The sequence below is a fragment of the Bradyrhizobium roseum genome (assembly GCF_030413175.1).
GTDB classification, from domain to species: Bacteria; Pseudomonadota; Alphaproteobacteria; order Rhizobiales; family Xanthobacteraceae; genus Bradyrhizobium; species Bradyrhizobium roseum.
Genome location: NZ_CP129212.1, coordinates 6,257,063 through 6,280,019, shown reverse-complemented (window position 1 = coordinate 6,280,019; position 22,957 = coordinate 6,257,063). Strand labels below are relative to the sequence as shown.

The 22,957-nt window shown below is 64.2% G+C and carries 23 protein-coding genes and 1 pseudogene; 16 read left to right on the top strand and 8 right to left on the bottom strand.

Translation table 11 applies throughout. The features are described from left to right. The first annotated feature begins 123 nt into the window (after window positions 1–123). The 6 genes and pseudogenes from QUH67_RS29705 (at window position 124) to QUH67_RS29680 (ending at window position 5,079) form a co-directional block, all read left to right on the top strand. On the top strand, window positions 124–885 hold the full coding sequence (locus QUH67_RS29705) for a sulfite exporter TauE/SafE family protein (RefSeq protein ID WP_300943047.1): 762 nt from the start codon (window positions 124–126) through the stop codon (window positions 883–885). 28 nt (window positions 886–913) lie between these two features. Further along, entirely contained in the window at window positions 914–1,150 is a 237-nt protein-coding gene (locus tag QUH67_RS29700) for a hypothetical protein (protein WP_300943046.1), read from the top strand. A 121-nt stretch (window positions 1,151–1,271) separates the two neighbouring features. Beyond that, on the top strand, window positions 1,272–1,979 hold the full coding sequence (locus QUH67_RS29695) for a glutathione binding-like protein (RefSeq protein WP_300943045.1): 708 nt from the start codon (window positions 1,272–1,274) through the stop codon (window positions 1,977–1,979). Between the two features lie 205 nt (window positions 1,980–2,184). Then, entirely contained in the window at window positions 2,185–2,463 is a 279-nt protein-coding gene (locus QUH67_RS29690; RefSeq protein ID WP_300943044.1) for a hypothetical protein, read from the top strand. Between the two features lie 286 nt (window positions 2,464–2,749). Beyond that, window positions 2,750–4,195 carry a peroxidase family protein gene (locus QUH67_RS29685; RefSeq protein WP_300943043.1) on the top strand — a complete coding sequence of 482 codons (1,446 nt, stop codon included), beginning with the start codon at window positions 2,750–2,752 and terminating at the stop codon, window positions 4,193–4,195. Between the two features lie 191 nt (window positions 4,196–4,386). After that, window positions 4,387–5,079: pseudogene (locus QUH67_RS29680) on the top strand (glutathione S-transferase family protein). 2 nt (window positions 5,080–5,081) lie between these two features. Here QUH67_RS29680 and QUH67_RS29675 read toward each other — a convergent pair. Beyond that, window positions 5,082–5,873 carry a crotonase/enoyl-CoA hydratase family protein gene (locus QUH67_RS29675; protein WP_300943042.1) on the bottom strand — a complete coding sequence of 264 codons (792 nt, stop codon included), beginning with the start codon at window positions 5,871–5,873 and terminating at the stop codon, window positions 5,082–5,084. 88 nt (window positions 5,874–5,961) lie between these two features. Between QUH67_RS29675 and QUH67_RS29670 the strand changes: the two genes are divergently transcribed. Then, entirely contained in the window at window positions 5,962–6,573 is a 612-nt protein-coding gene (locus QUH67_RS29670) for a TetR/AcrR family transcriptional regulator (RefSeq protein ID WP_300948220.1), read from the top strand. A 33-nt stretch (window positions 6,574–6,606) separates the two neighbouring features. Here QUH67_RS29670 and QUH67_RS29665 read toward each other — a convergent pair whose 3' ends face one another. Beyond that, window positions 6,607–7,287 (bottom strand): HAD family hydrolase, encoded by a 681-nt coding sequence (locus tag QUH67_RS29665; RefSeq protein WP_300943041.1) that lies wholly within the window; start codon window positions 7,285–7,287, stop codon window positions 6,607–6,609. A gap of 322 nt (window positions 7,288–7,609) precedes the next feature. Here QUH67_RS29665 and QUH67_RS29655 point away from each other — a divergent pair, with 322 nt between their 5' ends. The 3 genes from QUH67_RS29655 to QUH67_RS29645 all read left to right on the top strand — a co-directional run bounded on the left by QUH67_RS29655 (window position 7,610) and on the right by QUH67_RS29645 (window position 10,822). Beyond that, a complete protein-coding gene (locus QUH67_RS29655) occupies window positions 7,610–9,172 on the top strand; it encodes a DUF1800 domain-containing protein (RefSeq protein WP_300943040.1) in 1,563 nt (520 codons plus the stop codon). Window positions 9,173–9,186: 14 nt separating this feature from the next. Further along, a complete protein-coding gene (locus QUH67_RS29650; protein WP_300948218.1) occupies window positions 9,187–10,413 on the top strand; it encodes a DUF1501 domain-containing protein in 1,227 nt (408 codons plus the stop codon). A 64-nt stretch (window positions 10,414–10,477) separates the two neighbouring features. Further along, window positions 10,478–10,822 carry an endonuclease domain-containing protein gene (locus QUH67_RS29645; RefSeq protein WP_300943039.1) on the top strand — a complete coding sequence of 115 codons (345 nt, stop codon included), beginning with the start codon at window positions 10,478–10,480 and terminating at the stop codon, window positions 10,820–10,822. Between the two features lie 185 nt (window positions 10,823–11,007). Here the strand turns inward: QUH67_RS29645 and QUH67_RS29640 are convergent, their stop codons facing one another. The 3 genes from QUH67_RS29640 to QUH67_RS29630 form a co-directional block, all read right to left on the bottom strand. Further along, the gene (locus tag QUH67_RS29640; protein WP_300943038.1) at window positions 11,008–11,946 is read right to left on the bottom strand and encodes an aldo/keto reductase; all 939 of its coding nucleotides are present in this window, start codon (window positions 11,944–11,946) and stop codon (window positions 11,008–11,010) included. 282 nt (window positions 11,947–12,228) lie between these two features. After that, window positions 12,229–12,690 carry a GNAT family N-acetyltransferase gene (locus QUH67_RS29635; protein ID WP_300943037.1) on the bottom strand — a complete coding sequence of 154 codons (462 nt, stop codon included), beginning with the start codon at window positions 12,688–12,690 and terminating at the stop codon, window positions 12,229–12,231. 103 nt (window positions 12,691–12,793) lie between these two features. Continuing rightward, the gene (locus QUH67_RS29630) at window positions 12,794–13,606 is read right to left on the bottom strand and encodes a PAS-domain containing protein (protein ID WP_300943036.1); all 813 of its coding nucleotides are present in this window, start codon (window positions 13,604–13,606) and stop codon (window positions 12,794–12,796) included. Between the two features lie 200 nt (window positions 13,607–13,806). On the opposite strand from QUH67_RS29630, the gene QUH67_RS29625 reads away from it, so the two are divergent. Next, the gene (locus QUH67_RS29625) at window positions 13,807–14,160 is read left to right on the top strand and encodes a DMT family protein (RefSeq protein WP_300943035.1); all 354 of its coding nucleotides are present in this window, start codon (window positions 13,807–13,809) and stop codon (window positions 14,158–14,160) included. A gap of 29 nt (window positions 14,161–14,189) precedes the next feature. Here QUH67_RS29625 and QUH67_RS29620 read toward each other — a convergent pair whose 3' ends face one another. From QUH67_RS29620 to QUH67_RS29610, 3 genes are all read right to left on the bottom strand, one after another. Continuing rightward, a complete protein-coding gene (locus tag QUH67_RS29620; protein ID WP_300943034.1) occupies window positions 14,190–15,350 on the bottom strand; it encodes a PQQ-dependent sugar dehydrogenase in 1,161 nt (386 codons plus the stop codon). Window positions 15,351–15,424: 74 nt separating this feature from the next. Beyond that, the gene (locus QUH67_RS29615; RefSeq protein ID WP_300943033.1) at window positions 15,425–15,598 is read right to left on the bottom strand and encodes a hypothetical protein; all 174 of its coding nucleotides are present in this window, start codon (window positions 15,596–15,598) and stop codon (window positions 15,425–15,427) included. A gap of 202 nt (window positions 15,599–15,800) precedes the next feature. Continuing rightward, window positions 15,801–16,451 carry a glutathione S-transferase family protein gene (locus tag QUH67_RS29610; RefSeq protein WP_300943032.1) on the bottom strand — a complete coding sequence of 217 codons (651 nt, stop codon included), beginning with the start codon at window positions 16,449–16,451 and terminating at the stop codon, window positions 15,801–15,803. A 588-nt stretch (window positions 16,452–17,039) separates the two neighbouring features. Between QUH67_RS29610 and QUH67_RS29605 the strand changes: the two genes are divergently transcribed. The 5 genes from QUH67_RS29605 (at window position 17,040) to QUH67_RS29585 (ending at window position 22,926) form a co-directional block, all read left to right on the top strand. Beyond that, the gene (locus QUH67_RS29605) at window positions 17,040–18,242 is read left to right on the top strand and encodes a pyridoxal phosphate-dependent aminotransferase (protein ID WP_300943031.1); all 1,203 of its coding nucleotides are present in this window, start codon (window positions 17,040–17,042) and stop codon (window positions 18,240–18,242) included. A gap of 228 nt (window positions 18,243–18,470) precedes the next feature. Further along, on the top strand, window positions 18,471–18,986 hold the full coding sequence (locus QUH67_RS29600) for a DUF992 domain-containing protein (protein ID WP_300943030.1): 516 nt from the start codon (window positions 18,471–18,473) through the stop codon (window positions 18,984–18,986). Window positions 18,987–19,167: 181 nt separating this feature from the next. Next, entirely contained in the window at window positions 19,168–19,650 is a 483-nt protein-coding gene (locus QUH67_RS29595; protein WP_300943029.1) for a DUF992 domain-containing protein, read from the top strand. 112 nt (window positions 19,651–19,762) lie between these two features. Continuing rightward, a complete protein-coding gene (locus QUH67_RS29590; protein ID WP_300943028.1) occupies window positions 19,763–20,566 on the top strand; it encodes an alpha/beta fold hydrolase in 804 nt (267 codons plus the stop codon). 311 nt (window positions 20,567–20,877) lie between these two features. Next, a complete protein-coding gene (locus QUH67_RS29585; RefSeq protein ID WP_300943027.1) occupies window positions 20,878–22,926 on the top strand; it encodes an elongation factor G in 2,049 nt (682 codons plus the stop codon). Window positions 22,927–22,957: the final 31 nt, after the last annotated feature.

Sequence of the window (22,957 nt, the reverse complement as noted above, 5' to 3'; positions counted from 1 at the left end):
AGGGCAAGATAACTCGGTTTGCGCCGATGCCACAAGCGAGGCAAAAGCAAACCCAAGAATTGACGTCGTGAATCGGTGCGGCAGGCGCTTCGATCTGAGCCTGACTTGCGCGGGAGGCTTTCCTTGACGCCCCTCATGATTGCAGCCCTCGGCGTGCTGATGGTCGCGACGGCCTTCCTGTCGGGACTGTTCGGCATGGCCGGCGGGATGATCCTGATCGGCGTGCTGCTGATGCTGATGCCGCTGCCGACCGCGATGGTGCTGCATGCGATCACGCAGATGGCCTCGAATGGCTGGCGCGCCTTTCTTTGGCGGGCACATATCCGCTGGCGGCCGGTGTTCGTCTATCTGATCGGCTGCGCCCTGGCGCTCGGCGCCTGGTCGATCATCCGCTACGTGCCGGACAAGCCGATTGCGCTGCTGCTGCTCGGCGTGACGCCGTTCATGGCGCGGCTGATGCCGAAGAACCTCAAGCCCAACCCCGACAGCATCGCGCAGGGCTCGTTCTACGGCTTCATCTGCATGGGCCTGATGCTGATGACCGGCGTCTCCGGCCCGCTGATGGATACCTTCTTTCTCGGCGGCAATTTCGGCCGTCGCGAGGTGGTCGCGACCAAGGCGACGTGCCAGGTCGCGAGCCATCTTACAAAGCTGATCTATTTCGGCGGCATCGTCGACCAGGCGGCGACGCTCGATCCGGTGCTGGCCGGTGTCGCGATTGCGGCCTCGATGCTCGGCACCACGCTGGCGCGGCGCATCCTGGAGGCGATGAGCGACGCGCAGTTTCGCACCTGGGCGAACCGGCTGATCACCGCCGTGGCGGGCTACTATATCCTCTACGGCGGCTGGCTGCTGTTCACGCGTGGAAGCGCGATGGCGTTTTGAGTTTGACGGCTTTCTCACGGAGGCGCTGATGACCGGGACCACGGACGCACTGGTGCTCGACCTCGTCGAATGGATCGGACGCGAGCCGCGGCCCTATTCCGAGGTGATCGAAACGTGGCGGACCTCATGCCCACGCCTGACCATCTGGGAGGATGCCGTCGATCGCGGCTATGTCGCGCGCCGTTCGGTTGGCGGGCAGGGCGTTCATGTCGCGATCACCGCCTCGGGTGAAAAATTGCTGCGCGAGCACGGTCGCCTCGGCTGAAGCCGATCACATTCACGCGCGAGTCATCCGGCGGCATTGACTCGCATCGCGCCGTCGGGCCAAATTCATGCAATCGCATGCAAATCGGACCGATGCCGCTAGCCAGGACGGGAAACGCCCCATGATCGATCTCTATTACTGGACCACGCCGAACGGCCACAAGATCACGATGTTCCTCGAAGAGACCGGGCTGCCGTACAAGATTTTTCCGGTCAACATCGGCAAGGGCGAACAGTTCAAGCCGGAGTTCCTGGCGATTGCGCCGAACAACCGCATTCCGGCGATGGTCGATCGCGAACCGACAGGCGGCGGCAAGCCGATCTCGATCTTCGAATCCGGTGCGATGCTGGTCTATCTCGCCGAGAAGACCGGAAAGTTCCTGCCCGCCGATCTCTACGGCCGCTACGACGCGATCCAGTGGACGTTCTGGCAGATGGGCGGGCTCGGTCCGATGGCCGGGCAGAACCATCACTTCCGCAACTACGCGGTGGAGAAAATCCAATACGCCATCGACCGCTACGTCAACGAGACCAACCGGCTCTACGGCGTGCTCAACAAGCGGCTGGCGGATCGCGAATTCATCGCCGGCGATTATTCGATCGCCGACATGGCGAGCTATCCCTGGATCGTGCCCTACAAGAACCAGGACCAGAACATCGATGATTTTCCGCATCTGAAGCGCTGGCTGGAAACCATTGCCGCGCGGCCCGCGACCGTGCGCGCCTACGCCAAGGCAAAGGAGGTCAATCCGAACTTCGGCCAGCCGGTGAACCGCACCGAGGAGGAACGCAAGATCCTGTTCGGGCAGACGGCGGCCGTGGTGCGCTAGGGCAGGTGCGGGCGGCGAGCCGCGCTCGACGAACATTCGATTCCAGGTGGAACAATTCCCGGATTTCTCCGTCCTATCCCGGATATCCATCCCGAAAACGCATAGGCATTATTGGCGAATCGCGGCGAAATCGCCGGATGAACGCTCAACTTTCGCCGGGTCAAGGCGTTATGGGACTGCAGGACTCATTGTTTCGGAGACGATTGTGGACACAACCCTCAAGCTGAAGCCACGCCCAGCCGACGTGGCGTTGATCGCCTGGCAGTTCACCGGGCAGCCGCTGCACGAATGGCCAAACTGGGTTCAGTCCAGCTGCTCAATGCAGCGAGGCGATGACGGGCATCTCGAGCTTCGGCATGAGCGGCAGAGCGGAGCACAGATCGTCTATCTCGAGGAGTGGCTGGTGCGCGATCTCGATGGCGGTGTGTGCTTCTACACCGACTCCGAATTGCGCAAGGAGTTCGACGTCGCGCCGGGTAAGTGAAGTCGATCACACAAATCGAAAAATAAACCGCTGGCAGCGCGCTCCGATTGGTCACAGTCTGGAGTCGGGTTTTGCTGACTGAACCCTTTACGAGGGGTATCCATCGGATTTTCTGAAACCTTTGTATTGACCTGACATTGCGACACACCGGTACCCCTCTTCTCCCAACATCCGATTGGAGGAAGTGATGGCAACTCAAGTGAATGTCCAGCCTGGCCATGGCAAAGGTGGCCGCCAACCGAACCGGCAATTTCTTGATTCGCTTTCCGGACATGAAGATCCCGGAATGTTCGGGCGGATGTTTCCGAACCTCGAGCCGCTCGCCGTCGACGACGGTCCGCTGAAGGAACTTGCCGACGCGATGAAGGACGCCAACCCGGGCGACGCCGTCGGCAACAATACCAAGATCCCGGCGGGGTTCACCTATCTCGGCCAGTTCGTCGATCACGACATCACGCTCGATCTCACGTCGTTCGGCGACAAGGAGGCCGACCCGCTGGCAGTCGAAAACTTCCGCACGCCGGCACTCGATCTCGACAGTGTCTACGGCCTCGGTCCCGACGGCAGCAGGCACCTTTACGCGCGCAATCCCGGCAATAACACCGGAAAGGCGCCCGGTCCGAAACTCCTGATCGGCAAGACCATCAGCGTCGACGATATCACGATTACGCCGCGCAACGACCTGCCGCGCAGCCCGGAAGGCTTCGCACTGATCGGCGACCATCGTAACGATGAAAATCTCGTCGTCGCGCAGACGCACCTGGCGATGCTGAAGTTTCATAACAAGGTCTGCGACCGACTCGCGGCGTCCGGTGTGCCGGCCGACGAAATATTTGCGCAGGCACGCCAGATGGTGACTTGGCATTACCAGTGGATGGTGCTGCACGATTTCGTCGAGCGCGTCACCGAGAAGGGAATCGTCGCAAGGATCCTCGACCAGGGTCGCCGCTTCTACCGGTTCAAGAAGACGCCCTATATGCCGGTCGAATTTTCCGCGGCGGCGTACCGGTTCGGCCACAGCATGGTGCGCGAAGTCTACAGCCACAATCGCAAGTTCACGCCGGGCGGCGGCATTCCGGCGACGCTCGACCTGCTGTTCAGATTCACCGGCCTGTCGGGCGGCATCATCGGAGATCTCGCACCTGATCCCGTGCAGCCGCCGCTGCCGATTCCGGTGCTTTCGAGCAACTGGATCATCGACTGGCGCCGTTACTATGAAGTGCTGGCGGCCAATCCCCCCGATGTGCGGCTCAATCCCTCGCGCAAGGTCGATCCGTTCCTGATACCCCAACTGCATGAATTGCCGGACGGTGGTCCTCCCCTTCCGTTCCGCAATCTGAAGCGCGGCGTCAAGCTGGGCTTGCCGTCCGGACAGGACGTCGCCAAAGCGATGAAGATCAAGAACCCGCTCACTTCGGCCGAGATCGCCAAGGGGACGGACGGCGCCGTGGCGAAGAAGCACGGCATGCACGAGAGTACGCCGCTCTGGTATTACATCCTCAAGGAAGCGGAGCAACGCGGTGGCGGCGAGAAGCTCGGGCCGGTCGGCGCCACGATCGTGGCGGAAGTGTTCGTCGGCCTCGTGCACGGCGATCATCAGTCGTACCTGTGGCTGAAAGGGAAGAACTGGAAGCCGACGCTGCCGTCCCAGACTCCCGGCGATTTCACCATGGCAGACCTGTTGCGGTTCGTCGGTGACATCAGCCCGATCGACGGCATTTCGACGGTCTAGGCGTCCCCGCGCCTGTCGCCGGTCGTGACGTTCAATGATGGCTGCGATGGCTTGGCGGGGGCGCCATGCCATCGCAGCGAAGTTCGGAAATGTTCTCGCTCCAGGCAATGGTTCACTTCCACCGCCATCGCGGCCGAGGGCATACCGGGTTGGCGCTTGTGTAATCGCCACCGTTTGCGCAATATGTCGCCATGCCTCTCAAGCTCTACGAACTCGTCGGCGCCGACCCATCCCGCCCGTTCAGCCCGTTCTGTTGGCGCACGCGCATGGCGCTGGCGCACAAGGGACTGTCGGCGGAAACCGTTCCGTGGTGCTTCACTGAAAAAAGCGCCATCGCGCCGCATGGCTCGGAAAAGGTGCCGGTCCTGCTCGACGGCGAGCGTGCCGTGATCGATTCCTGGACGATCGCCAACTAGCTCGAAGACGCCTATCCCGACCGGCCGTCGCTGTTTGGCGGCGAAGGCGGCCGCGCGATGGGGCGGATGCTGAACTGGTGGGGCGACGGGGTGATCGGCGGCATGTCTCCGCTGATCATCGCCGACATTCCGCTGAATCTGAAGCCGGAGGACGCGGCCTATTTCCGCGAAAGCCGCGAAGCGCGGTTCGGCAGGCCGCTGGAAGATATCATGGCCAGCCGCGACGAGGCGGTCGCAGGTTTTCGCAAATCGCTCGATCCGCTGCGGCTGACCTTGCGGACGCAGCCTTTCCTCGGCGGTACGGCCGCGAACTATGCGGATTATATCGTGTTCGGCGCGTTCCAGTGGGCGCGGGTGGTCAGCCCGTTCAGGCTGCTGACGGAAGACGATCCGGTTCACGCCTGGCGCGAGCGGCTGCTCGATGCCTTCGACGGGCTGGCGCGAAAGTCGCCGAGCTATCACCCGTAACATCAACGGCCGGCATAGCTCGGGGGCCGGCGCGCGATCCAGGCATCGAGGCCTTCGCCGAGATCGTGGCTCGGCGCCAGCGCGGCGAATTGTTCGCTTTCGACCTGCAGCCCCTCGGCGATACCCATGTTCAGCCCCCGCGTCACCGCGGTGATGACAGCGCCGGCCGCGAGCGGCGAATGCCTGACGATGCGTGCCGCCAGCTCGCGCGCGGCCGGCAGCAGCGCGTCATGCGGCACCACCTTGTTGACCAGCCCGATCTCGAGCGCATGTGCCGCCGAATAGGGATCGCCGGTCAACAGCATTTCGAGCGCGCGCTTGCGCCCGGCGAGCCGCGGCAGGCGCTGCGTGCCGCCGAAGGTCGGCGGCATGCCGAGATTGATTTCCGGCTTGGCAAATTGCGCACGCTCGCTGGCGACGGCTAGATGAACCGCCTCGGTGATCTCGCAGCCGCCGCCGAACGCCAGGCCGTTGACGGCGGCGATCACCGGTTTGCGAAACGCTTCGAGCCGCGCGGTCATCGCCTGTCCGCGCCGAACAAAGTCGCGGATCGCCCCGTCGCGACCGTGACGGATGGTGCTCGCGAATTCATGGATATCAGCGCCGGCCGAGAACGCGCGGTCGCCCGCGCCGGTCACGATCACGGCGCGCAAGGTGGTGTCGGTCTCGACCGCGTCCAGCACGGCCATCAGGCGGTCGATCAACGCGTAGTTCAAGGCGTTGAGCCGCTCGGGCCGGTTGAGCGTGACCAGCGCCACGTCGTCGTCGGTTTCGAACAGGATAGGATCAGACATGCGGGGCTCCGTGCGTGCTGCTCAGTCACGAGCACGCTAAAGATCCCTTCGCATTGTGTATATTCACTGGGCGGTATACATTTGGATGATGGCACGATCCGGCATCCCGACGCGCGAGCGCATCATTTCGGCGGCGAATGCGCTGTTCTACAATGACGGCATCCGGGGCGTCAGCGTCGATGCGGTGGCAGCCAGGGCCGGCGTCACCAAGCGGACGCTGTATTATCATTTCAAGAGCAAGGACGATCTGGTCGCGGCCTATCTCGCCGGCCGCGACCAGCCAAATTTGGCGCTGTTCCGGCAATGGTTCGATGCGGCGGCGGGCAGCCTGCCGGCGAAGGTCGAGGCGATCTTCCTCAATCTCGCCCGGTCGGCGCGGCATCCGAAGTGGAAGGGCTGCGGCTTTCTGCGGACGTCGGCCGAACTCGCCAACATGCCCGGCCATCCCGCGATGAAGATCGGCGCCGCGCACAAGAAGAAATTCGAGGAGTGGCTGCGTGGAGTCTTTGCGGCGGAGGGCATCGCGGACCCCCTGCGGCTCGCGCGGCAAATTCTGCTGCTGCTCGACGGCTCGTTCGCGGTCGTGCTGCTGCACCGCGATCCCTCGTACATGGAAACGGCGGGCGAGGCGGCGCATGGGCTGATCGAGGCCGCGCTGGCGCGGCATCGCCGGTCTCGCCGGGTAGGCAGAGGGGCGTAGCGACGTGCCCACCCCACGGCAGTGGCACGGCGGCTAGCGCTCGAACGCGCCGCGCTCGCGCAGCATCGCGAGCACCGCGCCGAGGTCCGGCAGTACGGCGGCGCATTTTGCGCGCGTCTCGTCGGTCGGCGGGGTCATGTCCGGCACCATGATGGTGATCGCGCCGGCGGCGTGGGATGCGGTCACGCCGTGGTTGGAATCCTCCACCGCGACGCAGGCTTCCGGCGCATGGCCAAGGCGTGCGGCGGCGAGGAGATAGAGGTCCGGGCTCGGCTTGCCGTGCGTCACGTCGTCAAGCGTCAGGACGGTGTCGAAGCGCGCGCGGATGCCGGCCAGCGAAAGGTTGCGCTCGGCGTTGCGGCGCGACGACGAGGTGACGATCGCCATCGGGCAATCGGCGGCGGCGAGCCCATCGAGTAGTTCGAGCGTGCATGGCTTGAGGGGCAGGCCCGCTTCCATGAACCGGTCGCGGTTCGCAACATACGCGCGGTTGATCTCGGTGAGCGGAAACCGCGCGCCGTAGCGATCAAGCAGCATGGCTTCGCAAGCTGGGCCGGGCAGGCCGACCATGGCGTGGCAGAGCGCGGGGGCGTCGTCACCGTAACCATGGGCATGGAGCGCCGCGACGAGGCTGTCGAAATAGATCTTTTCCGTATCGAGCAGCGTGCCGTCCATGTCGAGCAGGACGGCACTGACGTTCCATCTCGCGGTCACGTTGCGGCACCGGTGTGTTGTTTGGCCAGCTTGCGCAGGCATTGCGGACAGAGACAGTCGTCGCCGTCCACGGGCATCGGCAGGCGAAACGCCTCGCCGGCACACCAGCACGGTCCGGAAAGGCTGCAACTGAACTCAGTGCCGCATCGGGCGCAGCAAAGGCGGCGCGCAGGTTGCTGTTCCAAGGCGTGTATCATCAATGAGGCCGCATCCTGACGCGGAATTAATCCCGGGTTCATAGCGAACCGCGTTATACTTCGCAGCGACTATACGCCTGTGACGTTTCAAGGGAAATCCCAAGGGAGATCCCAAGGGAGATCCGATGGCCCGCGATTCGCAAGCTGCCCTTGTTGCGCTCAACCGCTTTGGTTTGGGCGCGCGCGGCGGGGCATCCGGCGATTTTCTCAACGCGGCGTCCGATCCGCGCGGTTTCGTCAAGGCTGAACTCGCGCGTCCGAGCGGCGTGCTGCTCGAAGTGCCGGGCTTGCAGTCGACGGCGGCGCTCGGCAAGGCGGTGTTCGACTATCAGTTCGGGATTCAGCAGGCCCGCGATGCCGCCGCAAAGGCCGCAACGCCATCCGCCGCCGAAGGCCAACCGCCGGCGGATGCGAAGATACAGCGGCGGAACCTGTCGCTGAACAGCATCGCGATGGATATGGCGCCGAAAGAACCTGCGTCTGAAGCGGCGAAGCCTGCGGAAACTCGCGACGCGGCGATGGCGCCCGCTGACGCGATGCGGCCCAATGCGCCAAAGCCGCCGCCGGCGCCGCTCAACATCATCCAGAAGACTTTTCGCGCCGAGGCGCTGGCGCGGCTACAGCGTGGCGTGATGGCCGATTGCGGGTTCATCGAACGGCTGGTGGCATTCTGGTCCAATCATTTCTGCATCTCCGCCAACAAGGGTGGGCCGGCGCGGATGTGGGCTGGTTCGTTCGAGCGCGAGGCGATCCGCCCCCATGTACTTGGTCGCTTCGCCGACATGCTCAAGGCGGTCGAGCAGCATCCGGCGATGCTGTTCTTTCTCGATAATCAGCAATCGCTCGGTCCGGACTCCCGCGCCGGAAAAAATCGCAACCGCGGACTGAACGAAAACCTCGCCCGCGAAATTCTCGAACTGCATACGCTCGGCGTCGGCGGCGGCTATTCGCAGGACGACGTGACGGCGCTGGCGAATGTCATCACCGGCTGGACCTATGCGGGCCGGCTCGGCCGGCTGGGTGCGCCCGGCACCTTCGTGTTCAACGCCAATGCGCATCAGCCTGGCGCGCGGCGCGTGATGGGGAAGATCTACAGCGCGCCGGATGTCACGCAGGGTGAAGCGGTGCTGGCGGATCTTGCGCGCCATCCGTCGACGGCAAAATTCATCGCGACCAAGTTCGCGCGTCACTTCGTGGCCGATGATCCGCCACCGGCCCTGGTGGCGCGGCTCGCCGATGTCTTCACGAGAACCGACGGCGAGCTCAAGGCGCTGGCGATGGCGCTGGTGGATTCCGATGATGCCTGGAAGGCGCCGCTCGCCAAGATACGCTCGCCGTATGAATTCCTCGTCGCGTCGGGCCGGCTATTGGCGCAGATCCCGAATGATCCCGGCCGCTACCTCGGCGCGCTCAACACGCTGGGCCAGCCGCTGTGGTCGCCCGCGGGGCCGAACGGTTTTGCCGACAGCAACGCGGCGTGGGCGGCTCCGGAGGGCATCAAGCTGCGGCTGGATATATCGGCGCAGATCGCCTCCCGGCTCGCCGACGGCGTTGATCCGCGCGACCTGCTCGAACTGGTGGCGGCGGACGCGGCATCGTCAGAGACGCGCAAAACCATCGAGCGAGCGGAATCGCGGCAGCAGGCGCTGGCGCTGTTGCTGATGTCGCCGGAGTTCCAGAGGAGATAGCGCCCATGGAAACGATGAACGATTGCTGCGAGGGCCTGAGATCGTCGGCGGTTTCGCGGCGCGGCGTCTTGCTCGGCGGCGCCTCCTTTGCGGCCTGGGCTTACTTACCGAAATTCGCGCGCGCCGCCGACGGCCGCGATCCACGGCTGGTCGTGATCATTTTGCGCGGCGCCCTGGATGGGCTCGCGACCGTCGCGCCGCTTGGCGATCCTGACTACGCCGGCCTGCATGGCTCGATCGCGCTGACGTCCAATGGGCCGAACGCGGCGTTGCCGCTGAACGCGTTCTTTGCACTGCATCCGGCGATGCCGGAATTTGCCCGGATGTATCGCGAGAACAAGGCGGCAGTGATTCACGCAGTCGCGACGTCGTATCGCGACCGTTCGCATTTTGACGGGCAGGACGTGCTCGAAAGCGGTTTTGCGGGTCCGGGCCGGGTGCAGTCCGGTTGGCTCAACCGCGCGCTGGAAGGCCTGCCGAAAGGCGAGCGGGTGACGGGCGCGCTCGCGGTCGGCCCGACCACGCCGCTCGTGCTGCGCGGCGCGGCGCCGACGGTCGGCTGGGCGCCCGTCGCGCTGCCGCAGGCGGCGGAAGATACCGCGATGCGGCTCGTCGAGCTCTATCAACACCGCGATCCCGCGCTTGCTGCGGCGTTGAAGCAAGGCCTCGCGCTGGACAAGGCCGCGCAGGGCGACGACATGAGACCAAAACCCGGAGCCAATGGCGTCGGTGCAATGCGGCTGGTGGCGCGCGGCGCGGCGAAGCTGATGGCGGCCGATGACGGCCCGCGGATCGGCGCGCTCGCCTTCGACGGCTGGGACACCCATGCCAATGAAGGCGGGCCGGTCGGACGGCTGGCGCAACTGCTCGGCGGTCTCGACGGCGCGTTGGCGGAATTCGAGACGGGACTTGGCCCGCGCTGGCGCGACACCGTGATCGTGGTCGCCACCGAATTCGGCCGCACCGCGCGCATCAACGGCACGCAAGGCACCGACCACGGCACCGGCACCATCGCGCTGCTCGCCGGCGGAGCCGTGAAGGGCGGCCGCGTGATCGCGGACTGGCCAGGACTGAAGCCGAACAATCTCTATCAGGGCCGCGATCTCGCCCCGACCACCGACCTGCGCGCGGTGATGAAGGGCGTGCTGAAAGACCAGTTCGGGCTGGCGGACAAGGTGCTGGGAGAGAGCGTGTTCCCGGATAGTGGCGCGGTGAAGCCGATGCAGGGATTGCTTGCTTAACCTCTTCCCGCTCTATTGCGGGGAGAGGTCGGATTGCGCAGCAATCCGAGTGAGGGGCAGGGCAATGCGTGGCAGCAACGAAAAGACCATCCAAATCGCACGACAGCTGCGCGTTAATCAAACGGATGCAGAAACGGTTCTTTGGAATCGCATTCGCAATCGACAGATCGACGGACACAAGTTTGCAAGGCAAGTGCCGATATTCTGTTACATCTGCGATTTTGTTTGTCGCGAACGACGTCTGATTATCGAAGTGGATGGCGGGCAGCATAATGAATCAGAAGCCGACGTAATTCGTGATCGCCGCCTGACTGACCAAGGTTATCGTGTGCTGAGATTCTGGAACAACGATGTGCTCGGGAATATCGAAGGCGTCCTCACCGCTATTCAAATCGAGTTGTCGAATTAAGCTCGTGCCGCGTCCGCAACCTCGCCCCGCTTGCGGGGAGAGGTCGGAGCGCGAAGCGCTCCGGGTGAGGGGGTACAGGTCCATCGATAGGGCTCAATTCGCGGAGAGAGCCCCTCACCCCGACCCTCTCCCCGTGAAGAACGGGGCGAGGGGGCGAGGAAGGCCGGGACGACGGCGAACGAGATTCACTTCGTGATCTTGTCCACCTCTGCCATCTCCTCCGCGCTCAGTGCCCAGCCGATCGCTTTCACGTTCTGCTCGACCTGCTCGACGCGGGTGGCGCCGGCGATGACGCTTGCGACTTGCGGGCGAGCGGCCAGCCACGAGAACGCCAGCTCCAGCATGCTATGGCCGCAGGCCTGCGCGAAGGCTTGCAGCTTTTCGACGATGTCTTCGTTGCGCGCGGTGACGTAGCGGTCCTTCAGTGCCGGGGCTTTGGCAAAGCGGGTGTCGGCGGGCGCGTCGGCGCCGCGCTTGTATTTGCCGGTCAGGAGTCCGCTCGCCAGCGGGAAGAACGGCAACAGCCCGAGCTTGTATTCGGTGGCGGCCGGCAGCAGATCCTTTTCGATGCCGCGCACCACGAGGCTGTATTCGTCCTGGCAGGAAACGAAGCGGCTGACGTTCATCTGGCGCGCAAGCATCTCGGCTTCGGCAATGCGCCAGGCCGGAAAGTTCGAGTTGCCGATGTAGCGCACCTTGCCCTGGCGGACGAGATCGTCGAGCGCGCGCAGCGTCTCTTCCATCGGCGTCAGCGGGTCGTAGTCGTGCTGCTGGTAGAGATCGATGTAGTCGGTCTTCAGCCGCGTCAGACTGGCTTCAACCGCGGACATGATGTAGCGGCGCGAGGCGCCTTGCTTGGTGCCGTCGTTGCTCATGGGTTTGGAATATTTCGTCGCCAGCACGATGTCCTTGCGGCGGTCGCCGAGCACGGTGCCCAGCACGGTCTCCGAGCCGCCCATGCCGGCATAGATGTCGGCGGTGTCGAACAGCGTGATGCCAAGGTCGATCGCCTTGTGGATCACCTTGCGCGAGGTTTCCAGGTCGGTGCGCTGGCCGAAATTGTTGCAGCCGAGGCCGACGGCGGAAACGCGCAGGCCGGAGCCGCCGAGGTTACGAATTTGCATGGATAGATCCTGTGGGATGGTCGCGGCGAGAGGCTATTGTGGCCCGCGCCGGCTCACCCGGCAAGCAGCGGAGTCCGCGACGGCAACGCTTGGCAGCCATGCGGCACAAAAGGATGCGGCCCCGGTCAGAATGCGGCGACTGACGGGGGCCGCTTGGGGGCGCGTGACCTGAGACGGGGGGCCTGATCAGGCGCACCCGCAACCTATCCGCGCTTTGTTACGCAGCCGTGACATCCGGACTTATCCACAGGCGGCGCGATCCAGCCGTCCTGCGAAATCGGCTCAGAGCAGCTTGCGGTAGACCACGAAGCCGGAGCGGTCCGCCACCTTGTTGTAAAGCCGCATCGCGGTGTGGTTGGTCTCGTGCGTCTGCCAATAAACGCGCGATCCTCCGGCAAGCCTGGCCTGTGTGTAGACGCCGTTGATCAAGGCGCGGCCGACGCCCTTGCCTCGCGCCCCGGCATTCGTGAACAGATCCTGCAGATAGCAGTTCGGTTCGATCATGGTCGTGGACCGGTGGAACAGGTAATGCGTCAGCCCGAGCAGCTCGCCGCCGCTGTCGGCGACCAGCGCGTGCACCGGCTCGTAGGCATCGAAGAAGCGCGCCCACGTCATCGCAGTGATCTCGGGCGCCAGCGCGGTCGGGCCAGAGCGGCCGTAGAATTCGTTGTAGCCGTCCCACAGCGGCAGCCATTGCGCATAGTCATTGCGCGTGACGAAGCGGATGGTGAGGTCGCCGGGCATTTGCGTGATTTCCGTTGGCATGAGGAGCGCGTCGCGACGCGCGTTGATTCCTACAGACTTGGCAGGAGGGGATCAACGTCGCATGCAGCGCGGCGTACCGCCGCTAGTGCGCGGCGCCGAGTGGCCTGGCGAGGCTGCGGGGGCTGTCGCGCAGGGCGCGATAATAGTCGCCGCTGCCGGGATCGTCGTTGTGGCGAACGAGGTCGGTGACCGGCGTATAGCTCAGCATGCGCCCGCCATCGGGGAGCGCCGTGCAAATGAAGCGCAGCACCTGTCCGTTGGCGAGGTTGATGTTGATCGGTGTGGAATCGCCGGCCCGGATCATCTCGGTGCGCTTGGCGATGAACGCGTCCAGTTCGTCCTCCGGCAATTGCCAGGCGCCGGTGTCGCGACCGTGATACATCAGCGCAATGAGGGGCGGCTTGCCGTCGGCCTGCTCGTCGGACAGCGCGAAATAGTCGCGGAAGGCGCGGTTGATGAATTCGGCGCGGGTGTCGGCGTCGAGCAGCACGATGCCGATATCGACCTGATCGAGCGCGGTCGACAGGCGGTCGGCGGTGGCGTGATGCTTGGTCTCCCACGCAAAGGCGTCGACCCATTTCTGCCGGAGAAGCCCGGTGATCAGCGCGGTGCCGCCCGCCGTCGCCGCCAGCAGCCCGATGCGCGCCAGGTCCGATGGATCGTAACCGGGCGTGGTGCGGTGGTTGATGAAGAACAGCGCGGAAGCCGCCACTGAAATGGCGGCGCTGACCATGCCGGAAGCGATGCCGCTGGTCGAGGCGGCAAGGGCTACGATGCAGACGAAAAGCGGCGCCGGATTGGGAACGCCGGCGATGTGCCGGTCGAGCAGGAACGCGGCCAGCGCCGTCACTGTCGTCAGAACCGGACCGGAGATTGCGCGCCAGTTGAACCGCATGCCGTACTCGTCGCTTGGCGGGATTAAGGCACAAGCATGCCCGATTGTTACGAACGTGCACGCCTTTTCGCCGCCAGTCTTAAGCGGGCGTTGTCGCGTCGCAGCGTATTTTCGTATTTTTGAAATCAAATGCTATCGAAGTCGGGAACGGGGGCCGACCCCTGCGATTGAAAGCTGCGCATTATTTAACGAGGACATCGATGCCCACCGTTTCTCCGACGCTATTGCCGATTCTGATGCTGCTCGCGTCCAACGTCTTCATGACGTTTGCCTGGTACGGCCATCTGAAATTCAAGGAGAATGCCCTGCCGATCGTCGTGCTGGCGAGCTGGGGCATCGCCTTTTTCGAATACTGGCTGGCGGTGCCCGCCAACCGCTGGGGCAGCGCGGTCTATTCGGCGGCGCAGCTCAAGACCATGCAGGAGGTGATCACGTTGGTCGTGTTCGCCGGATTCTCGGTGCTCTATCTGAAGGAGCCCCTGGGGTGGAATCACGCGCTGGGTTTTCTCTTCATTTCGATCGGCGCGTTTCTGATTTTCCACAAATGGGGATGAGCCGGCAGCGGCGGCCATAGCCGCCGCGGTCACTTCGCGGCCGGCGCCACCCGCAACACGCGTCCGTTCGAACTGTCGGTCAGCAGCCACAGCGCGCCGTCCGGCCCCTGGCGGACGTCCCGGATGCGCTCGTTCAGGTTTTGCAGCATACGTTCCTCTGATGTCACGGCATTGCCGTTCAGCGTCAACCGCACCAGCATGGCGCCGCGCAGCGCGCCGGTGAACAGGCTGCCGTCCCATTTCGGAAACAGTTTTCCGGTATAGAAGGCCATGCCCGACGGCGCGATCGACGGCACCCAGTATTTCAGCGGCTGCTCCATGCCGTCTTTGGCCGTGGCGTCGTGGATCTTCGCGCCGGAATAATCGATGCCGTAGCCGATCACCGGCCAGCCGTAATTTTTGCCCTTGCCGATCAGGTTGACCTCGTCGCCGCCGCGCGGGCCGTGCTCGATCTCCCAGAGTTCGCCTGACGCCGGATGGATCGCTAGCGACTGCGGGTTGCGATGGCCGAAACTCCAGATCTCAGGCTTGGCGTCGGCGCGGCCGGCGAACGGGTTGCCCGCGGGCACCGATCCGTCGGGGGCGATGCGGATCACCTTGCCGAGGTGATTGTCGAGGCTCTGCGCTTTGTCGCGATAGGCGAAATGATCGCCGAGCGTCACGAACAGATTGCCGTCCTCGGCCTGCGCGATGCGGCAACCGTAGTGATTGCCCGACGACAGCGGTCCCTGCTGGCGGAAGATGATCTTGACCTCGTCGAGCCCGCTATTGCCGCTGTCGAGTTTGGCGCGCGCGAGGGCGGTGCGTCCGCCGCCGTCGGCTCGCTCGGCGAAGCAAAAATAGATCGTTCTGTTCTGCGCAAAGGCCTTGTCGGCGGCGACGTCGAGCAGGCCGCCCTGGCCCGACGCCCACACCTCGGGCACGCCCTTGAGGGGCGGCGAAACCTGTCCTTCGCTGGTGACGATGCGCATGCGGCCCGGTCGCTCGGTCACCAGCATGGTGCCGTCGGGCAGGAATGCAATCGCCCAGGGATTGGCGAGGCCGCGCGCAACGGTGCGCACTTCGAGTTCGCCGGCCGACGAGCCGAATGCGGGCGCCTGGCCGCGCGTGCCGGTGGCGATCAGGAACGTCGCGGCAAGCAGGGTGGCGACCGCCAGCGCGACGGTGACCAGGCCGACAGGTGTCTTCATGCTCATCCCGTCGCGATGTTGATCATCGCGTATTCGCCAATAACGCAAAACGATGCGAATTTGAGCCGAAACCGTCAGGGCATGGGCATCGCGACGGTGGCCCTGATCGACAGCACCGTCAGTGTGACCACCAGGCAAAGCGACAGCGTGCCGATCGCAAGCGATGTAGCGATGGCAGCAGACAACCGGGAAGAAGTGACGGGCGTTCGGCTACTATCGAAGCCGACTGCGCCGGATAACCGCATCATAGGCTTAAATCCTTGTACCACCCGACGAATCACCGCGACTCACGCGACACCGGCATCTTGCAGCGATCACCGGCAACATTGCGGCGACCAGAGGCTGAAAATGGCGAGATCAGGGCAAAGGTTAACAAAATAGGTGCTTATGCCCACTATTGTTAACTATTGCCCGCCTGCTCGCGCGAATGTGAGTGGAAAAAAGCAGTGACTATGCGCCAGCGGTGATGCCGGCCTGATCGTCGACCTCTGCCGGCCGCCATTCCATGGTGACGAAGCCGGGGGTCTGCTCGACCCGGCGCAGCCAGGCGCGGATGGCGGGGAAGGTTGCGAGATCATAGTCGCAGCGGTCGGCGACATGGGTGTAGCCGTACAGCGCGATGTCGGCGACCGTCAGCTGCCCGGCGGCGAAATAGGCGCGGGTCTTGAGATGGTTTTCCATCACCTGCAGCGCCGCATAGCCGCGCTCCATCCAGTCCTCCAGCGCATGCGTCTGCAGGTCGCGTCCGCCCTTGACCAGCGACAGCCAGAAATAGGCGGCGCCGATATTGGGCTCGAGCGCGTGCTGCTCGAAGAACATCCATTGCAGCGCTTCGGCGCGCTCGACGCGCGACTCCGGCGCCAGCGAGGTGCCGCCGCAGACATACCAGAGGATGGCGTTGGACTCGGCGAGGTAGCGCCCGTCGGCGACTTCCAGCAGCGGCACCTGTCCGCTCGGGTTCTTCTCCAGAAACTCCGGCGTGCGGCTTTCGCCGCGGAGGATATCGACTTCGATGGCGTGATACGGCGCATTGAGCAGCGCCAGCGCAAGGCGGACCTTGTAGCTGTTGCCGGAGCGCTGCATCGAATAGAGCTTGTACATCGTCGTTGGGGTCACTCGGTCGAGGGGCACACGCCGTGGGCGATCAGCGGAAGCTCTCGCGCCGCAACGCGGCTAAACAATGATGCCGATACGAATGCGTCGCAAGGCCTGCGGAATGGAAAAAGTCGAAAACCTCTACTGCACTGCACGCGCGCAGTACGTTATGCCATGACGCTGGCATCACATGGATGAGAGCAGACAGGCAGACAGCATCAAGCCTTCGATATCGCGCGACATCGAATCGGGGTGCGAATGTCCGACCTTGAGTCAGCCGATCGAAGAGGTGTGAACCTTTTCTATCGCTCGCGGGGGTAGAGCGGCCTCTTTGGCAGCTGCTGCTCCTGATCGCTCTCCCGCCGAAGCGTCAGCCTTCCGGTCCTTCTCCGATACGTCAATTCAGAGCGGATCTTTACGAATATTGCGCCGATATTGCTCCGATCGCACCGAGCAGGGCGGCGTGTTCCCCAAAGTTTCGCCCCGTATCCGGCCAAGCTTCTTGCGATGCAGCGCACAGCACCTTAGGGTGCGGCGTTACCATCAAAAAAAGTCGTGAATTCCTGTGGTCACGACGTTTGCCAGGAGATGATGATGCCCTTCCTGTCCGCCTCGCTCGCCCGTGTGAAGCCGTCCGCGACGATCGCGGTCACGGATAAAGCGCGCGCGCTGAAAGCGGCGGGGCGCAACGTCATTGGCCTCGGCGCCGGCGAGCCGGATTTCGACACGCCCGCCAACATCAAGCTGGCGGCGATCCACGCCATCGAGGCCGGCAAGACCAAGTACACCGACGTCGGCGGCATTCCCGAGCTGAAGGAAGCCATCATCGCGAAATTCCAGCGCGAGAACGGCCTGACCTACAAGCCGAACCAGATCATCGTCGGCACCGGCGGCAAGCAGGTGCTCTACAATGCGCTGATGGCGACCATCAATCCCGGCGACGAGGTGATCATCCCGGCGCCGTATTGGGTCAGCTATCCCGAGATGGTGGCGCTGGCGGGCGGTGAATCCGTGCCGGTGGTGTGCCCGGCCTCCAGCGGCTTCAAGCTGCGGCCCGAGGATCTCGAAAAGGCGATCACGCCGAAGACCAAGTGGATCATCCTGTGCTCGCCGTCGAACCCGACCGGCGCCGCCTATACCCGCGCCGAGCTGAAGGCGATCACCGATGTCTTGGTGAAGCATCCGCATGTCTGGGTGATGACCGACGACATGTACGAGCATCTCGTCTATGACGACTTCGAGTTCGCCACGCCCGCGCAGGTCGAGCCGAAACTCTACGAGCGCACCCTGACGGTGAACGGCGTCTCAAAAGCCTATTGCATGACCGGCTGGCGCATCGGCTATGCCGGCGGCCCGGCGGAACTGATCAAGGCGATGGCGACGATCCAGTCGCAGTCGACCTCGAACCCGTCGTCGATCGCGCAGTGGGCGTCGGTGGAGGCGCTGAACGGTCCGCAGGACTTCATCCCTGCGCACAACAAGGTGTTCAAGGAGCGCCGCGATCTCGTGGTCTCGATGCTGAACCAGGCCAAGGGCATCGAATGTCCGCGGCCGGAGGGCGCGTTCTACGTCTATCCGTCCTGCGCCGGCACCATCGGCAAGACCGCGCCGTCCGGCAAGGTGATCGCCAATGACGAGGATTTCGTCACCGAGTTGCTGGAGAGCGAAGGCGTCGCCGTCGTGCAGGGTTCGGCGTTCGGGCTCGGCCCGGCGTTCCGGATTTCCTACGCGACCAAGACCTCCGATCTCGAAGAGGCCTGCAAGCGCATCCAGCGCTTCTGCGGCAATCTGCGGTAAGAAGAAATCTGTAACCGAGCCGTTCCGCACGCCATGCGGGACGGCTTTTCGTTGCGCAAAGAAAAACGTGGAACAAGGGTCGCATCACACGCGCGTGAAACTCGCGATGTTTTGATCGCTTCTTTCCAAAGCGCCATCTTTTTTGAGGAAGCGCCATGTTTTCGACACGGCGCTTCCATCCTGTCCGCCCGCTGAATTTTGTTCATCAACATGCGGAGACCGGGACACATGCGCCTTCTGACAATGACATTCGCCACGCTCGCGCTGATGGCGCCGATCGCGACCGCCAGCGCGGCGCCTGCGGTTCGCGCCGGCATCCTGCAGTGCCAGGGCGGCCAGAATGTCGGCTTCGTGGTCGGCTCGGTGACCAGCCTCGAATGCGTGTTCCGCAGCGACGGCCGCCGGCCCGAACCCTACATCGCCAAGGTGCAGCGCATCGGTCTTGATCTCGGCGTCACCGCGCAGACGCAGTTGTCCTGGGCCGTCAATGCGCCGAACACCCGGCTTGGCCGCGGCGAACTCGCCGGCAGCTATGGCGGCGTCGGCGCCAATGCGTCGATCGGAATTGGCGGCGGCGGCAACTTCCTGGTCGGCGGGCCTTCGAATGCCTATGCGCTGCAGCCGCTCAGCGTGCAGGGCCAGACCGGCCTGAACGTCGCCGCCGGCATTGCCGGCCTCGAACTGCAGCCGGTGGAAATCGCCCCGCGCCGCCACCACCATCGCCGGCATCACCGCCGCGGCTGAGGATTGCACGTTAAGGAAAAGGCCCGCGCCAGCGGGCCTTTTTGCGTATGGGGTAGGCGTTACTCGTCCGGGTTGATCTGGCAGGGCCTCTGATGTTGTGGCATAGAAAAGGCGCGCCGCGGGCACGGCGCGCCTTTTTCGTTTCTCTGCTCGCATCACTTTTCCAGCCGGAGATTACTTCATGGGTCGTTTCCTCATCCTAGCCGTTGCCTCGCTTGCCACGCTGGCTTCGTCGATTGGCGGCGCATCCGCGCAGCAGATGCAGCGCGTGCAGGTAGGCGTGCTGGAGTGCCGCGGCGGCGCCAGCATCGGCTTCATCGTCGGTTCCGTCACCAATCTCGGCTGTGTGCTGCGCTCCGACGGGATGCCAGAGGACCGCTACATCGCGACCATCCGTAAAGTGGGGCTCGATATCGGCATCACCCAGGAATCGGCGCTGGCCTGGGGCGTGTTCGCGCCTGTGGCCCGCCTCGGGCCGGGCGACCTCTCCGGCAATTATGTCGGCGCGCAGGGCAGCGCGACGCTCGGCGTCGGCGTCGGCGGCAACGTGCTGGTCGGCGGCTCCGCCAACTCGATCGCGCTGCAGCCGCTCAGCGTGCAGGGCCAGATCGGCATCAGCATTGCCGCCGGACTGGAAAGCCTGGAGTTGCGGCCGGGACGGTAGTGAAGCAATGCGCGTTCTTTTTCCGCGCATCCCGTTGCGTGCACCCGGGCTGCTTGCTGGCCGGTGCCTCTGGCACCGGTTAGCATGAAGCATGCACTCAACTCATGAGATTGTGTCCGGCCGTGCGAGGTTAGCCGCAACGGTCTTCGGTGATGGCGACCTCGTCGTCTTTCTGCATGCGGCGGTCTGCGACAGCCGCATGTGGCGCGCGCAACTGGATGCCGTCGGCGCACGCCACAGCGCGATCGCCTATGATCGGCGGGGCTTTGGCGAGACGCGCGCGGAAAAGGAGGGCTTTTCCTCGGTCGCGGATTTGATGGCGGTGATCGATGCCGCAGGAGACGGTGCGCCGATCGTCCTGGTCGGATGTTCGCAGGGTGGACAGATCGCGCTCGACGCCGCGCTTTTGCATCCACATCGTGTTCGCGCGCTCGTTCTCATCGCGCCCAACGTGAGCGGCGCGCCGGAGCCGGTCCGTTCACCCGAGATCGAGGCGCAGATGGCCAGGCTAAAGGATGCCGAACGAGCCGGCGACCTCGATCGTGTGAACGCGATCAGAGCGCACCATTTGCTCGATGGCCCATTGCAGCCCGAGGGGCGTGTCACCGGAGAGGCGCGTCGGCTGTTCCTCGACATGCATGGCATTGTGCTGCGGTCGCCGCCGGTCGGGTCGAGCCTTGACGTCGTATACGCCTTCCAGCGTCTAGGCGAGATAGCGGTGCCATCGCTCGTAATCTGGGGTGATCTCGATTTCCCGCATGTTCAGCAGCGGTCCCGCCATATCGCAACAACAATGCCGAATGGATCGGGTCATCAGTTGGTGGGCGTAGCCCATCTGCCGAGCCTGGAACGGCCGGCTGAGATATCGAGCCTCGTTGCCGACTTCATTGATGACTGTTCCGGCCGCCGGTATTAGAATTGTAGCCCGAAAGAGTGCGGTTATGTGCTGGTGCGCCCCGCGCTTTTGCCACGCTCACGCACTGTATCGGGAACAAGGCGTCAGCCTTGCTGCCGGATCGGCAATGTTGGTGTTGCTGTGCTCTTGCCTGAAGCTCCTCCTTCGTTGCGAAGCTAAACCAACGGCGCTGATCGCCATGACGGCATCGGGCCCTTCTCTTACCTCGCAACGCAGCGAATTTTTCCCGCTTGCCAAATCGTCGCTACAGGCGGAGCATTGGCAGTCGCCGACCCAATCACGGGCCGAGCTCCAGAGATCAGGAGGCGGCAATGGGACAAGACGTCAGAAGTCCCCGCGGTCCACGGTGCATTGCACTGGTGGGCCCTTTCCAGAGCGGTAAAACCACACTCCTCGAAGCGATCCTGGCCCGGACAGGGGCCATCAAGAGTGCCGGCAGCGTCGATGCCGGAACCTCCGTCGGCGACGCCAGCCCCGAGGCGCGCCACCACAAGATGGGCGTCGGCCTCTCCGCCGCCACCACCAATTTCATGGGCGACAGCTACACTTTTATCGATTGTCCCGGCTCGATCGAGTTCGCGCACGACATGCGCGCCGCCTTGCCCGCGGTCGATGCCGCGGTCGTGGTCTGCGAGGCGGACGAGAAGAAGCTGCCGCAACTGCAGATCATCCTGCGCGAGCTGGAAGATCTCGGCATTCCCCGTTTCCTGTTCCTGAACAAGATCGACCGCGCCAACAAGCGCATCCGCGAAACGCTGGCGACGTTGCAGCCCGCCTCGCGCGTGCCGCTGGTGCTGCGCCAGATCCCGATCTGGAACGGCGATCTGATCGAAGGCTTTGTCGATCTCGCGCTGGAGCGCGCCTTTGTCTATCGCGAACACAAGCCTTCAGAAGTGATTGCGCTGGAAGGCGGCAATCTCGACCGCGAGAAGGAAGCGCGCTTCTCGATGCTGGAAAAGCTAGCCGATCACGATGACGCGCTGATGGAGCAACTGCTGGAAGACATCCAACCGCCGCGCGACGCGGTGTTCGACGATCTCGCGCGCGAATTGCGCGAGGGCCTGATCTGCCCGGTGCTGCTGGGGGCGGCGAATCGTGAGCACGGCGTGCTGCGGCTGATGAAAGCGCTGCGGCACGAATCACCCGGCGTGGCCGAGACAGCAAAGCGGCTCGGCGTGTCCGCGCAAAAGGAAGCGCTGGCCTATGTGTTCAAGACGTTGCATCTGCAGCACGGCGGCAAGCTGTCACTGACACGGCTGCTCGCCGGCCATCTCGATGACGGCGCGACGTTGCAATCTTCCTCCGGCGAGGCCGGGCGTGTTTCCGGCATTCTCGCGGTGAGCGGCGGCCACGACACCAAGCGGGCCGCCGCCGAGGCCGGCGACACCATCGCGCTCGGCAAGCTCGAGGCGATCAAGACCGGCGATACGCTGTCCAGCGGCAAGACCGCGCCGGCATCGCTGGTGAAGGTCGAGCCGACGCCGCCGGTGCTGGCGTTGTCGCTGTCGGCGATCGACCGCAAGGACGACGTCAAGCTCGGCCAGGCGCTGCTGCGGCTGAACGAGGAGGACCCGTCGCTGACGATGATCCACAATCCGCAAACCCATGACATCGTGCTATGGGGGCAGGGCGAGATGCATCTGCGCGTCGCGCTGGAACGGCTCAAGGACCGCTTTGGCGTCAACGTCAAATCGCAGCCGCCGGCGATCGGCTATCAGGAGACCATCCGCAAATCGGCCACTCAGCGCGGCCGCCACAAGAAGCAATCCGGCGGCCACGGCCAGTTCGGCGACGTCGTGCTCGAGGTCAAGCCGATGCCGCGCGGGAGCGGCTTCGCGTTTCACGAAAGAGTCGTCGGCGGTGCGGTGCCGCGCAATTATATCGGCGCGGTCGAGGAGGGCGTGGTCGACAGCCTCGCACGGGGGCCGCTCGGCTTCCCGGTGATCGACCTTCACGTCACGCTGACGGACGGCTCCTATCACAGCGTCGATTCCTCCGATCTCGCCTTCCGCACGGCGGCGCGGATCGGCATGGGCGAGGCGCTGCCGCAGTGCCAGCCGGTGCTGCTGGAGCCGATCCACATGGTGGAGATCGTCTGCCCGACGGAAGCCACGGCGAAGATCAACGCCATCCTGTCGGCGCGGCGCGGCCAGATCCTCGGCTTCGACACCCGCGAGAACTGGCCGGGCTGGGACTGTGTCCGCGCCACCATGCCGGAAGCCGAGATCGGCGACCTGATCGTCGAATTGCGCTCCGCCACCGCCGGCGCCGGCAGTTTTACGCGATCGTTCGACCGCATGGCCGAAGTCACCGGCCGCGCCGCCGACCAGATCATCGCCGCGCACCGGGTGGCGGCGTGAGACGGGCCTTGTGAGGCGTCGATGATCATGG

Coding starts and splice junctions, on each gene's coding strand:
- QUH67_RS29700 (WP_300943046.1), top strand. CDS start 914: ATGACCGGGACCACGGACGCACTGGTGCTCGACCTCGTCGAATGGATC.
- QUH67_RS29695 (WP_300943045.1), top strand. CDS start 1,272: ATGATCGATCTCTATTACTGGACCACGCCGAACGGCCACAAGATCACG.
- QUH67_RS29685 (WP_300943043.1), top strand. CDS start 2,750: ATGTTCGGGCGGATGTTTCCGAACCTCGAGCCGCTCGCCGTCGACGAC.
- QUH67_RS29675 (WP_300943042.1), bottom strand. CDS start 5,873: ATGTCTGATCCTATCCTGTTCGAAACCGACGACGACGTGGCGCTGGTC.
- QUH67_RS29670 (WP_300948220.1), top strand. CDS start 5,962: ATGGCACGATCCGGCATCCCGACGCGCGAGCGCATCATTTCGGCGGCG.
- QUH67_RS29655 (WP_300943040.1), top strand. CDS start 7,610: ATGGCCCGCGATTCGCAAGCTGCCCTTGTTGCGCTCAACCGCTTTGGT.
- QUH67_RS29650 (WP_300948218.1), top strand. CDS start 9,187: ATGAACGATTGCTGCGAGGGCCTGAGATCGTCGGCGGTTTCGCGGCGC.
- QUH67_RS29645 (WP_300943039.1), top strand. CDS start 10,478: ATGCGTGGCAGCAACGAAAAGACCATCCAAATCGCACGACAGCTGCGC.
- QUH67_RS29640 (WP_300943038.1), bottom strand. CDS start 11,946: ATGCAAATTCGTAACCTCGGCGGCTCCGGCCTGCGCGTTTCCGCCGTC.
- QUH67_RS29635 (WP_300943037.1), bottom strand. CDS start 12,690: ATGCCCGGCGACCTCACCATCCGCTTCGTCACGCGCAATGACTATGCG.
- QUH67_RS29630 (WP_300943036.1), bottom strand. CDS start 13,606: ATGCGGTTCAACTGGCGCGCAATCTCCGGTCCGGTTCTGACGACAGTG.
- QUH67_RS29625 (WP_300943035.1), top strand. CDS start 13,807: ATGCCCACCGTTTCTCCGACGCTATTGCCGATTCTGATGCTGCTCGCG.
- QUH67_RS29620 (WP_300943034.1), bottom strand. CDS start 15,350: ATGAAGACACCTGTCGGCCTGGTCACCGTCGCGCTGGCGGTCGCCACC.
- QUH67_RS29615 (WP_300943033.1), bottom strand. CDS start 15,598: ATGATGCGGTTATCCGGCGCAGTCGGCTTCGATAGTAGCCGAACGCCC.
- QUH67_RS29610 (WP_300943032.1), bottom strand. CDS start 16,451: ATGTACAAGCTCTATTCGATGCAGCGCTCCGGCAACAGCTACAAGGTC.
- QUH67_RS29605 (WP_300943031.1), top strand. CDS start 17,040: ATGCCCTTCCTGTCCGCCTCGCTCGCCCGTGTGAAGCCGTCCGCGACG.
- QUH67_RS29600 (WP_300943030.1), top strand. CDS start 18,471: ATGCGCCTTCTGACAATGACATTCGCCACGCTCGCGCTGATGGCGCCG.
- QUH67_RS29595 (WP_300943029.1), top strand. CDS start 19,168: ATGGGTCGTTTCCTCATCCTAGCCGTTGCCTCGCTTGCCACGCTGGCT.
- QUH67_RS29585 (WP_300943027.1), top strand. CDS start 20,878: ATGGGACAAGACGTCAGAAGTCCCCGCGGTCCACGGTGCATTGCACTG.